The sequence below is a fragment of the Cognatundibacterium luofuense genome, assembly GCF_018139685.1.
In the GTDB taxonomy this organism is placed as follows: domain Bacteria; phylum Pseudomonadota; class Gammaproteobacteria; order Burkholderiales; family Burkholderiaceae_D; genus Undibacterium; species Undibacterium luofuense.
In genome coordinates this window covers 206715-219009 of the sequence record NZ_JAGSPN010000003.1, presented here as the reverse complement: position 1 = coordinate 219009, position 12295 = coordinate 206715, and the positions used below count along the sequence as shown (strand labels likewise).

The window sequence follows — 12295 nt, the reverse complement described above, 5'->3', positions numbered from 1 at the left end:
ATCATCATGAAAAAACTGCGTCTGGTACTGGTCGGCAATGGCATGGCCGGTGTGCGTACTATCGAAGAAGTGCTGAAACTGACACCGGATTTATACGAGATCACGGTGTTTGGCAGCGAGCCATGGCCAAATTACAACCGTATTCTGTTGTCGCCGGTACTGGCCGGTGAACAGAGCTTACAAGACATTGTTCTGAACGACTGGGACTGGTACAAGAGCAATGGTATTACGCTGCGCACCGGCACCACCATCACAAAAATTGACCGCCACCGGCGCGAGGTGATTGCAGATGACGGCAGCGTCACGCCCTACGACAGACTGATACTGGCGACCGGCTCCATCCCGTTCATGCTGCCAGTGCCGGGGCGTGAATTGCAGGGCGTGATTGCATATCGCGATATCGCTGATACGGAGGCGATGATACAGGCAGCACAGCAATATAAACATGCGGTGGTGATCGGTGGTGGTTTGCTCGGACTGGAAGCCGCCAATGGCCTGCGCCAGCGGGGCATGCAAGTCAGTGTGGTGCATTTACCGGGCTGGCTGATGGAAAGACAACTGGACCCGGTTGCCGCCGGTTTGCTGCAGCAATCGCTGGAACAAAAAGGTTTGCATTTCCTGCTCGGTAAAAATACCGCTGCATTACTGGGCAACGAAGCGGGACGAGTCCGTGCCTTGCGCTTCACAGACGATAGCGAAGTCGCTGCCGATCTGGTCGTGATGGCGGTTGGCATCCGTCCGAATACCGCACTGGCGGAATCGGCTGGCCTGCATTGCCAGCGCGGTATTGTCGTGAACGACACCATGCAAACCTATGATCCGCGTATTTATGCAGTCGGTGAATGCGTCAGCCATCGCGGTACGGCCTACGGGCTGGTAGCGCCGCTGTTCGATATGGCGAAAGTCTGCGCCAATCATCTGGCCGAGTTCGGTATCGGGCGTTATCAGGGCTCCGTGACGTCCACCAAACTGAAAGTAACCGGCATTGATTTATTTTCTGCCGGTGATTTTATGGGTGGCGAAGGCCGCGAAGAAATTGTCTTGTCCGATCCTAACGGTGGTATTTACAAAAAACTGGTACTGCAAAACAACAAGCTGGTTGGTGCCTGTCTGTATGGCGATACGGCAGACGGCGCATGGTATTTCCGTCTGCTACGCGAAGGCAAAGACATCAGCAGCATCCGCGATCAGCTGATGTTTGGTGAAAGCAGTATCGGTGATACCGGCCATGAAGGCCATTCACTGGCGGCTGCGATGCCGGATACGGCCGAGGTCTGCGGTTGTAACGGGGTTTGCAAGGGCAGCATCGTGAAAGCTATTCGGGAGAAAGGCTTATTCACGATTGAAGATGTGCGCAAACACACTAAGGCATCCGCTTCCTGCGGTTCCTGCACCGGTCTGGTGGAACAGATACTGGTCAGCACCGCCGGTGGCGATTATTCCGCTGCACCGCGCAAAAAAGCGATGTGCGGCTGTACTGATCTCAGCCACGCGGAAGTACGGCTCGCCATACGCGAACAGCACTTACTCAGCATTCCCGATGTACAGAAACAATTGCAGTGGCGCAGTGCTGATGGCTGCACAAGCTGCCGTCCGGCGCTGAATTATTATCTGATTTCGACCTGGCCGCACGAAGCGAAAGACGATCCGCAATCGCGCATGATCAACGAACGTTCACATGCGAATATTCAGAAAGACGGTACTTACTCGGTGATTCCGCGCATGTGGGGTGGTGAGACCAGTGCCGCGGACTTACGCCGCATTGCCGATGTGGTCGATAAATATCAGATCCCGACTGTCAAAGTCACCGGTGGTCAGCGTATTGATTTGCTGGGTGTGAAAAAAGCCGATCTGCCTGCCGTATGGGAGGATCTCGGAATGCCTTGCGGTCTGGCTTATGCCAAGGGGCTGCGCACCGTCAAAACCTGCGTAGGCAGCGAATGGTGCCGTTTTGGTACACAGGATTCCACGTCTATGGGTAAGCAGCTGGAACGTGCGCTGGCACGTATGTATGCGCCGCATAAGGTCAAACTGGCGGTATCCGGTTGTCCGCGTAACTGTGCGGAAGCCGGCATCAAAGATGTGGGTGTGATCGGCGTGGATTCGGGCTGGGAAATTTATGTGGCCGGCAATGGCGGTATCAAAACCGAAGTCGCACAGTTTCTGGTGAAGGTAAAAACAGCGGAAGAAGTGATGGAATACACCGGCGCTTTCCTGCAGCTGTACCGGCTGGAAGCCTGGTATCTGGAACGCACCGTGCATTTTGTCAGCCGTGTTGGTCTGGATTACGTAAAGTCGGTGATTCTGCAGGATGCGGAAAAACGCCGCGCACTGTATGAAGAATTACTGTTTGCACTGAGTGGCGAAGCGGATCCGTGGCATCAGCCGCAGGCGGCGCATGTCGATACACGCCAGTTCAGCGCACTGACTGTCTGAAACCGGGAGCCATCATCATGACTACATGGAAAATAATCTGCGAACTGAATGATATTCCGCGTCAGGGCGCACGCATATTGCAACGCGCAGGGATGGACGATGTCGCCATCTTCCGTACCGCTGAAAATCAGGTGTTTGCCGTGACAGACCGCTGTCCGCATAAAGGCGGCCCGCTGTCGCAGGGGATGGTGGTCGGCGATAAAGTTGCCTGTCCGCTGCATAACTGGCATATCGATTTGCGCAGCGGTGAAGCGGTGGCCCCAGATCAGGGTTGCGCTGCACGGTTTCAGGTGCGCGTGGAACAGGGACAGGTGCTGATGGATGAAACCGAACTGCGTTGCGGCGGCAAAGCCTGATACGCATCACGGACGGGGAACAGTATGTCTGAGCACAAAGAAACCAGAAGCACTTGTTGCTATTGCGGCGTAGGTTGCGGTGTGCTGATCAGCAGTGACGGCGAGCAGATTACCGGCGTGCGCGGTGATCCGGAACATCCGGCGAATTTCGGACGGCTGTGCAGCAAAGGCAGCCAGTTGCATCTGACCAGCACACCTTTGGTGCAGGCTCAGCGCCGTTTGCAGCAACCCATGCTGCGCCACCAGCGGACTGATGCGCTGACCGCAACTGACTGGGATACCAGCATTGCTTACGTCGCGCAGCGTATCCACCGCTGCGTGCAGGAACACGGGCCGGACAGCATAGGCTTTTATGTTTCCGGCCAGTTACTGACCGAAGACTATTTTCTGTTTAACAAACTGGCGCGCGGGCTGATAGGCACCAATCAGATCGACAGCAATTCGCGGCTGTGTATGTCCAGTGCGGTCGCTGGTTATAAACAATCGCTGGGCAGCGATGCGCCACCCTGCAATTATGAAGATCTGGATCATGCGGATCTGGTGCTGATCATCGGCGCGAACCCGGCGTATGCGCATCCTGTGCTGTACCGCCGACTGGAAGCCGCACGCGCCAAACGACCACAGATGAAGCTGGTGGTGGTGGACCCGCGCCGTACCGACAGCGCACAGGATGCGGACTTACATCTGGCAATCAAACCCGGCACTGATGTCGCACTGCTCAATGGCTTGCTGCATATCTGCTTCTGGGAGGGCTGGATACAGGCTGACTGGATTGCGGCGCATACCAGTGGTTTTGATGCCTTGCGCGACAGTGTGCGTCACTGCACGCCGGAACAGACAGCAGCCATTTGCGGCGTCTCCGCCGACGATATTTATCAGCTCGCACGCTGGTTTGCGCAATCGCCTGCGAGCCTGTCGCTGTATTGTCAGGGCTTGAATCAGTCCAGCGCCGGTACAGCAAAAAACAGCGCACTGATCAATCTGCATCTGGTCACTGCGCAGATAGGCCGTGCAGGAGCCGGCCCTTTTTCGCTGACCGGTCAGCCAAATGCGATGGGTGGCAGGGAAACCGGCAGTATGGCGAACCTATTGTGCGGACACCGCAATCTGAACAGTGCAGAAGATCGTGCAGAAGTGACTGAGTTCTGGGGCATACCGGAATTACCGGCTCAGGCCGGAACCACGGCGGTGGATATGTTTGAAGCAGCCCGCAGTGGCAAGATACGGATACTGTGGATAGTCTGCACCAACCCTGCCCATTCCCTGCCATCGCAGGCGCAAGTCAGGGCGGCACTGGAAGCGGCAGAACTGGTCATCGTACAGGAAGCTTTTCGCGATACCGCGACCTGCGCCTATGCCGACGTATTACTGCCGGCGGCCAGCTGGGGGGAAAAAGAAGGCACGGTGACCAATTCCGAGCGCCGCATCTCGCGGGTACGCGCAGCCATTGCACCAGCAGGAATGGCGAAACCGGACTGGTGGATTGCAAGTCGGATCGGACAGGCAATCCAGGCGCAGATGCAGGAGAAGCAAGCGCTGCGCCTGGATTATCCGTCCAGTCAGGAAATCTGGAATGAGCACCGCGCACTGACCCGTGGCAGGGATCTGGATATTACCGGTCTCAGTTATGCGCTGCTGGAGCAGGAACCGCAGCAATGGCCCTGCCCTGAAGGACAAACTACGGGCAAAGCGCGGCTGTACACGGATTTTCAGTTTGCGCATGCCGACGGTAAAGCGCGTCTGATTTGTACGCCGTATCAGCCTGCAATCGACAAAATCAATGCCAGAACGCCGTTTATCCTGTCCGGCGGGCGCTTGCGTGATCACTGGCACGGGATGAGCCGTACCGGTGTGAATCCCGCTGCATTCGCACATCAGCCGGAACCGCTACTAGAAATGCATCCGCAGGACATGGCAGCACGTTTCCTGAAAGATGGTGATATGGTCAGTCTGCGCAACGCGCGCGGTCAGCAAATCTGGCGCATCCGCGCCAACCCCGCATTACGCAGCGGCATGCTGTGGCTGCCTATGCACTGGGGCGAAGAATATGTTTGGGGATGCAGCGGCGATATCCGTAATCTGGGTGCGAATACCTTAGCCAGCCCTGCACTTGATCCGCAATCATTTCAGCCGGAACTCAAATTTGCCAGCGTACAACTGCAAAAGCAGGAATTCCCGTTTTTCCTGCATATCGTCAGCCGCTTACCGACGGAGCGGATCGCCGATGTACAACGCGCCTGTCGCCACTTGCTGCGTGATTTACCCTACGCAGAATGTCTGCCCTTCGGTGGCAACACCACCGGCATTTCCCTGTTTGCCTGCCTGCATCAGCTTGAACCCGCCATGTTTGAAGCACTGGCGGAGGTATTCGGATTCAGCGAGCAAGATCACATACGCTATCAGGATGCGCAGCGCAGTACGCGGCTGATCCGGCTGGAAAACCGGCAGTTACAAACCCTTATGCAAACTGGCCGGCATCCTTTACCGGAATGGATAAGGCAATGGCTTAAGGAAGCCAGAGAAATCGATATGCCGTCATCATCACTGTTACAGGATAAAGCTCCGGCAGGAATTGTCATTCAACGCAGCGCACAAATTTGTCAGTGTCTGGGCGTCAGTGAAGCGCAGATTTCACAGTTCCTCAGTCAACAGGAAGCGCCCGCAACACCGGAAGCAGAACAAAAAATTTTGCAGCATCTGCAGAAAAACCTGCATTGCGGAACGCGCTGTGGCTCTTGTGTGCCGGAATTAAAACAAAGCATACGGAACTTACGTCAGAAGGTACTGCATATCGCCTGACCTGCAAAACATTCCGCACCGGAAGCGCCGCACAACAAGCCATCGAATCCATCTGAAATCTACATGGCTTGTCAGCGGTGCTTTCTGCAAATTGCCATAGCCCGTGTAATTTCCGCTTTCCAGCTCTTACCATCCTTGCAAACCGGTGTTTGTTCATAGCCAGGGAACTGGAACATTTTTTTGTCTGTATCCACTGCATTCCAGCCGGTACCCAGTGCCCAGCATGCTTCAATGCCGTTACTTTCCAAACCACGCTGTGCCCAGCGCAACGCGAGCTCACGTGAAGATTCGCAACCTGTCCACCTCCCTTCGACCGTAACGATTTTGTATTCATATTCGCAATCAAACCAGCCCGCAGTATTCCCCGGAGCATTTCTGCCATCCGGTAACTGGCAATCCTTTCCTTTGACAGGAGCTGGCACAGTATTCGCCGCCTGAGAGACATTTCCGGAAGATACTTGCGTTTTGGCTGCAGGCGTCGCTGATACCGAATTAGCCGGTGATACTTTCAGGGCCGCAGCCCGGTTATTGAAATCCTGTACGAAATCGGGAGCGCCATTGCCAGATACAGGGGCATGTACAACTGCCTGACTGTTCCCTGCGGGAACCGGCGTTGCCGTGCTAACTGCCTGTGGAATCGTATTGGCCGGTATATTCGTCGCAGGCTTTGCGACAGGAGAAACTGGTTTTACAGGCGGCAGCACGCTGGTTTCAGGTACTGCCGTGCGCCCAGTATTCGGTGCCGTATTGTTATACACCGGTTGCGGACTGGGCAAAGCTGGCCGCGGCTGCACTTGCTGCGCCATGGCAATTCCGCGCTGTTGTGCGGCGACAATATCCGGCACACTGGCTTTCTGACGCATCTGGGCCAGCGCTGTTGCAGCGGCAGCCAGAATTGACGAATTATTTCCCTGTCTTTGGGCCGGGGTCACAACCTGTTCACTGATCCGATCACCATCGGCATTATAAATTTCCAGCACTTCCAGCCCGTCATTTCGCTGGTGCCAGACCGATCTGCCACTGGGTTGCCCGTAATCCCAGTCTCCTTCACGCCACTCCACATTCCCGTTGGGACCATAGGTTGCGCGCCCTTTGCCGTGGTAATGGCCGTCTTTCCATTCCCCGACATAGACCGGAATACCATTGGCCCGGATCAATTCACCGTAGCCGTTGAACTGATCATTACTCCACTCACCCTCATAGCGTCGCCCGTCATTAAACGCCATGACACCATAGCCGTGGCGAACACCGTTCATCAACGCGCCCTCATAAACACCCTGCTGCGCTTTGCCGACTTCGGCACCGAAGACTTTCTTTCCGTTTATTTCTGTCTGCTGCACGGACTTCTGTACGGGTGCAGTAACCGGCGGTACAGCTTCTGTTCTCGCCGCTACGACTGGCGCAGGCGCAGGTACAGAATTCGGTGCGGCAACGATGGCGGGGGTAACCGACTGGAATGCGGCAACCGGTGTTATGGCGGGATTGACCGATTTTGCAACTGCCTGCGCGCTATTGGCCTGCTCTGTTGCCCGTTTGCTCGCCGTCAAAGCAGCCTGCACTGCTTTCTCAATTTGTTCGTTCAAGGCCTGTACAGATTTGGCGGGTACGGCACCGGGCTGACGCCGTACTTCACTGCGGATAAAGCCCGCGCGCAACACCTGATCATCAATTGCACCATTTGGCCAGACAAAGACGGCGACACCGTCAGGCGCATCTTTTGTCCATTTCGCATCAGTCCGGCTGCCATCAGCTTGCACCGCACGTCCCCAGCCTTCCAGCTTATCTTTCCGAAACTCACCGGTATAGGTTTTACCACTTGCCAGAGTGATTCGTCCGTAACCATGCTTTTCGCCGTTCTGCCACTCACCCTCATAGTGCGTGCCGTCTTTGAATGCCGCTATACCGAGTCCGCTGAACTGATTATTCTGCCACTGTCCCAGCAGGAAACTGCCATCGGCAAATCCATAGCGCCCGTTCCCCTGTTTCTGATCATGCTGAAATTCACCGCTGTAACTGTCGCCATCGGGCCAAACCATGGTGCCAGTGCCATGGCGCTTACCATTTAGCAAGCCACCGGTATAACTGCTTCCGTCGGGATAGCGCAGTGGTTTTCCGGGAGCGGTTACCGTTGTATTTGCCGGCGTACTCATCGTTACCGGTTTAACCGGATTCGCATTAGATGACGTACTGGTTACAGTTGAGGTGGTCACCGCCGTCAGGGTATCTGCCTGATTTGCTGCCGGAGCTACTGACGATCCGCCGGAACCCTGCTTGCTGACGCTTGCCTCACTGCCCTGACCAACTGCACGAGACTCTGGCGGAGCTGCCTGCGGAGTCTGTGCCGTCGCAGTGTATGCCAGTCTTGGATTCACAGGAACCGGAGGTAACAGCGCCACCTGCATATTGCTGCCGTTACCTGCGGGCTGAATTTGCTGAAGAATACTTTGCGTCTTTGCGACTTGTTCTGTCGCCCGTCGCTGCGCATCCTGTGCAGCCTGACGGGTTTTTGCCACATTTGAAGTCAGTTCAGTTGGCTCCGTGCTGTCACCAGTCAGTTTAATAATTCCGTAATCGAGACGCTTTGTCTGTTGTCGTTTGCCATTCTTCTCTACAAACCAGCCAGAATCAACGAATGAGCCATTGCGGTGCATGCTGGAGTAGGTATCTCCTACGCCGAGCGTGATGCGTTCGTAAGCGCCGGTAGAAACACCCAAAAAAGTCTTTTCGATGTCGAGGCTAATGGCATTAGCTGCGGTCACTTCTGTCCAGCCATACCCATTTTCTTTGCCATTTTCCATTTCACCTTCATAGCGAAGCCCCCTGGCATTCAGCATCACACCAAAGCCATGCGCTAATCCATTGCGAAATTCACCTTCGTACGACGATCCGTTCGTCCATACATAGCGACCGACGCCGTTCTTAAGATCGTTACGGTATTCTCCGGTATACGATTCGCCCTTATTACTCGATTTACCATGTCCGTGCCGCTTGTCGTCCTGCCACTCACCTTCGTAGCGCAGTCCGTCCGGCCAGACCGCAACCCCTTTACCATGGCGCTTTCCGTTTTGCAGTTCACCGGTATATTCCGAGCCGTCCGGGAAAACTTTTTTGTCTGTCACAACCCCAGAGACGATCGCAGGAACCATGGCTCCTTGCGTTTCCTGAGCAAGCATTTCACGGCCGGACACCAGCGCCGGAATTGACACCAGACTCATCAGTAAATATTTCATCGTCTCCCGCTCCTGTAGCAAATCCAGCGGTTAAGCACGCTGTACGCTAAGTCTAAGGCAGCACATCCGAAATACAAAATCAGGCGGGGATCAGGCGGGTAAAAACGGCAAAAATGGTTAAAATGCTGATTTCAGCACAGCAAAATCGCTCTCGTCGGCAGAAAGTCCGGCTCTCCGAAAACTATAAATGCGGCTTTCTGCACAACAACGGCGTCCGTATGCCACATCAACGCGAGAGGGACATGAGCAACATCAGCAAGGTGGTTAAGGACATTTACCCGGCACAGAAGGTGGTTTCAGATGATCCGGTTCACCGGGTTTGCGATGACGAACGCAGTAAGTGCCGTAAGGTGTTTTGATCTGTGAGACCGGACGACCATCGGTTTCGTAAATGCGCTGTTCTTCGATGCCACCCTCGGTGCGGTTTGAACGCCCCTTTTCCAGCCGCTGACGGAAGGCCTCACGGGTTGCATCATGGCGGTTTTTATCAACCAGTTTTTCTGATGCTGAAGAAGCCGCTGAAGCGGATGCTGGCGCATTGTCGGGTTCCGGCACCGGAAGGCGACGTTGTGGCGTATGAGAATACGCCGACACAGGTGGCACTGTCTCAGTCAGTGTCTGTACTTTTTTCTCCAGTTCACCGGTGTCTGCACCTGTAGTTGCGGAGAATAAAAACAAACATACTAAAAATACGGTTGTCACAGCCGGCATGAAACGCTGCATCATCTTCACCTTTCCATAAGATGCAGCACGATACCATGCAGGCTCCATGTGTCCAAATCGTATATTTAAGAAAACAAATCAGCGCAATGATACGACCGGTATCGGTGTATTTGACGATCTGTTCGGCTTTCTGCGACCGGATCGTCAGCCGGCTTTGCCATCCGCTCTCGGTTGCAGATATACAGGTAACAATTTCGCCCCCCAAACCAGTAAGGCGATAATCCAGATGGTCAGCGACACCTGCATCAGTACCGTCTGATGCAGTATTGAGGCGAGTACACGTAATGCTGCTGCGAAGTGTGCTGCCCAGTAGACCAGCCATAACCAGTTTGGTGCCTGCAAAGGACGTCCGCTGTGTCCGAAGGAAACACGGCTGACGAAGCCAATCAGCATCGATCCCATCAGCCCGAGCGCAAATCCGTGTACTGCAGCGCTACCGGTATTCAGACCCGATGCCTGCGCCAGCAACAATGCCGCTGAAACAGGTAACCATACAAACGCGTAATGCAGCATCGCCAGCAAGCGATTATTCAGACAGCGATGACTTTGCCAGCGATACAGCGCTGTCATGCCGCTCAGACATAAGCCCGCTGCACCTGTGGCTGTCATTACAGGTATTACGAATCCCTGACCAATGACAATCAGCTCACAGCAAACCACCCATGTTGCGAGCAACCAGTAGGGTTTCCACATCTGATAAGGCTGAACAACATTCTGACTGAAGAATGGCAGCATACGGTGACAGACATTCAGAAATACCGGCAACAAGAAACCAAACACCGCCAGTGCCGTTGTCGGTAATGCGTATTGCGACAGCCCTGCCCGGACCAGCATCAGGGTAAACAGCGCAACAGCACCGTGCATCATGCCGGACAATAATACCCAGCCATGCCAGCGGTCTTTGACCGCACTGCTGCCACAAATTCCTGCCCAGCGTAATGTCACTCCCAGCCAGGCCAGTAACATCAGTAGGCTGCCGACCAGCCCTGTCCATGACAGCCCGCTGATATCTGAAAAAACCTGCGCGGCCACACCAGTCAGATAGCTGGCACCAGCCAGCACAAAGCCACGTTTTTCATCCGGCATCGCCAGCCACTTCGGCCCGGCGGTAAAGGTAAATCCAAGAATGAATAAGGGAAAGAAGCCCAGCGGCATCAGCATCGCGTGCGTTTGCAATCCACCGGCAGACAAAGCTGGTAAACGGTATCCCCACCAGCCAAACATAGCGAGAATCGCCAGCATGCCACTGAAAAAATACAGCCGGTGCGGGGCAATACGAAGTAATTGCATAGTGTTCCGTTTCAGGCACGCATCGTGTTTTGCATAGGTGCCGGTTGCAGCAAGCGTGCAAGGCCTTCCTTGCTGAGAATCGCAATTTCTGAACCATTGACCTGTATCATGCGGTCACGCATCAGATGGTGAAAAACCCGCGATAAAGTCTCTGCAGAAATATCCAGAAATGAGGCAGTTAAATGTTTTTTCAGTTCCAGACGGAACCGGTCTGATCCCTGCATTTCAGCTGACTGCAGCAAATAGTCGGCAACCCGCTGGGTAGCGTTTTGCATGCTCAGACGTTCGATATTGTGCATCAGACCAGCCATACGGTCGGCCAGACCTTCCGCCAGATTGCGGTTAAAGGTCAGTGAAGTCCGCATCAGCCAGCTGACCGTACTTGCCGGTAAGCGATAAATCAGCGTAGGTTCAGCGGCGACGGCGCAAAACGGCAGGGGCTTGCTGCGCATCCACATGACTTCGCCCAGGCTTTGCCCCGGCCGTATCAGTTCCATAATCCGGTGTGCCCCCTGATCAGAAGGCAATACCAGCTGGACCAGGCCAAAAACGACCAGATCAATTGCATCGTTCAGTTCATAGGTTTTTCGTAAATGCTCGCCACGCCGGAGTTCGGTTCGTATCAGTTCCGGAGCAATACAACGCAGCTCACTGGTACTGACATCTTTAAACAGGCGCTGATTCTGCAGTACGCCGGTAACGGTATCAAAGTCCATGTGCTCCCTCCTGTCAGCACACAGTCTAAGTAAACACCGCCGGACTGCCTATACGTCAAGAGAACTAGAACGCTTAGGCCGTTTTATCCAGCCCGTTCTCCACCGCGTAGACAGCGATCTGAACGCGGCTGGACAGATTGAGTTTCTTCAGAATATTCTGAACATGAATTTTGACGGTGCTCTCGGCCACATCCAGCTGCCGGGCAATTTCTTTATTGCTGAGTCCCTGCGCCAGGCAGGCAACCGTTTCACGTTCGCGCGGGGTCAGTTTTTCTTTTTCTGACGCTGCCGGGCTGTTGTGCTGATGCTGTAACTGCATCACCAGTTTAGCCGTCATACTTTCGGAAACCACCGGTTCTCCGGCAGCAGCGCGACGGACAGCATTCACCAGATAATCCGCTTCAATATTCTTGATCAGATAACCTTTTGCACCGGTACGCAAGGCTTCGCCAAGATGTTCTGCTTCTTCGGATACGGTCAGCATCAGTACTGCCGTCGATGGCATGTCGGCGACGATCAGGCGCATTGCCTCCAGACCCGACAAGCCAGGCATATTCAGATCCATTAGTACCACATCCGGTTGCAACTGGCGCGCACGTTTGACGCCCTCCGCACCATCAGATGCTTCACCGACAATCTCAAAATCCGTCTGCCGTTGCAACAGCAAGCGAATGCCTGTGCGAAACAGTGTGTGATCGTCTACCAGTAAAATCTTAATCGTCATTGTAATGTTGTCTCCCGCCTC

The 12295-nt window shown here is 54.5% G+C and carries 8 protein-coding genes; 3 read left to right on the top strand and 5 right to left on the bottom strand.

Annotation, left to right across the window (positions count from 1 at the left end; translation table 11 throughout):
• The first annotated feature begins 6 nt into the window (after positions 1-6).
• The 3 genes from nirB to KDM89_RS06305 are packed head-to-tail and all read left to right on the top strand — an operon-like array spanning position 7 to position 5591.
• Positions 7-2436: a nitrite reductase large subunit NirB gene (gene nirB / locus KDM89_RS06315; protein WP_212687091.1), complete on the top strand. Its 2430-nt coding sequence runs from the start codon at positions 7-9 to the stop codon at positions 2434-2436.
• A 17-nt stretch (positions 2437-2453) separates the two neighbouring features.
• On the top strand, positions 2454-2792 hold the full coding sequence (gene nirD, locus KDM89_RS06310; protein WP_212687090.1) for a nitrite reductase small subunit NirD: 339 nt from the start codon (positions 2454-2456) through the stop codon (positions 2790-2792).
• Between the two features lie 24 nt (positions 2793-2816).
• Entirely contained in the window at positions 2817-5591 is a 2775-nt protein-coding gene (locus tag KDM89_RS06305) for a nitrate reductase (protein WP_212687089.1), read from the top strand.
• A 71-nt stretch (positions 5592-5662) separates the two neighbouring features.
• Here the strand turns inward: KDM89_RS06305 and KDM89_RS06300 are convergent, their stop codons facing one another.
• The 5 genes from KDM89_RS06300 to KDM89_RS06280 all read right to left on the bottom strand — a co-directional run bounded on the left by KDM89_RS06300 (position 5663) and on the right by KDM89_RS06280 (position 12274).
• The gene (locus KDM89_RS06300; protein WP_212687088.1) at positions 5663-8821 is read right to left on the bottom strand and encodes an MORN repeat-containing protein; all 3159 of its coding nucleotides are present in this window, start codon (positions 8819-8821) and stop codon (positions 5663-5665) included.
• A 264-nt stretch (positions 8822-9085) separates the two neighbouring features.
• Entirely contained in the window at positions 9086-9547 is a 462-nt protein-coding gene (locus KDM89_RS06295; RefSeq protein ID WP_212687087.1) for a hypothetical protein, read from the bottom strand.
• A gap of 141 nt (positions 9548-9688) precedes the next feature.
• The gene (locus tag KDM89_RS06290; RefSeq protein WP_212687086.1) at positions 9689-10834 is read right to left on the bottom strand and encodes an NnrS family protein; all 1146 of its coding nucleotides are present in this window, start codon (positions 10832-10834) and stop codon (positions 9689-9691) included.
• A gap of 11 nt (positions 10835-10845) precedes the next feature.
• Positions 10846-11550: a Crp/Fnr family transcriptional regulator gene (locus tag KDM89_RS06285; protein WP_212687085.1), complete on the bottom strand. Its 705-nt coding sequence runs from the start codon at positions 11548-11550 to the stop codon at positions 10846-10848.
• Positions 11551-11623: 73 nt separating this feature from the next.
• The gene (locus KDM89_RS06280; RefSeq protein WP_212687084.1) at positions 11624-12274 is read right to left on the bottom strand and encodes a response regulator; all 651 of its coding nucleotides are present in this window, start codon (positions 12272-12274) and stop codon (positions 11624-11626) included.
• Between the last annotated feature and the right edge of the window lie 21 nt (positions 12275-12295).

What these genes read in the sequence shown, in the direction of transcription:
- nirD (WP_212687090.1), top strand. Translation starts at nt 2,454, where the DNA reads ATGACTACATGGAAAATAATCTGCGAACTGAATGATATTCCGCGTCAG.
- nirB (WP_212687091.1), top strand. Translation starts at nt 7, where the DNA reads ATGAAAAAACTGCGTCTGGTACTGGTCGGCAATGGCATGGCCGGTGTG.
- KDM89_RS06295 (WP_212687087.1), bottom strand. Translation starts at nt 9,547, where the DNA reads ATGATGCAGCGTTTCATGCCGGCTGTGACAACCGTATTTTTAGTATGT.
- KDM89_RS06290 (WP_212687086.1), bottom strand. Translation starts at nt 10,834, where the DNA reads ATGCAATTACTTCGTATTGCCCCGCACCGGCTGTATTTTTTCAGTGGC.
- KDM89_RS06300 (WP_212687088.1), bottom strand. Translation starts at nt 8,821, where the DNA reads ATGAAATATTTACTGATGAGTCTGGTGTCAATTCCGGCGCTGGTGTCC.
- KDM89_RS06305 (WP_212687089.1), top strand. Translation starts at nt 2,817, where the DNA reads ATGTCTGAGCACAAAGAAACCAGAAGCACTTGTTGCTATTGCGGCGTA.
- KDM89_RS06285 (WP_212687085.1), bottom strand. Translation starts at nt 11,550, where the DNA reads ATGGACTTTGATACCGTTACCGGCGTACTGCAGAATCAGCGCCTGTTT.
- KDM89_RS06280 (WP_212687084.1), bottom strand. Translation starts at nt 12,274, where the DNA reads ATGACGATTAAGATTTTACTGGTAGACGATCACACACTGTTTCGCACA.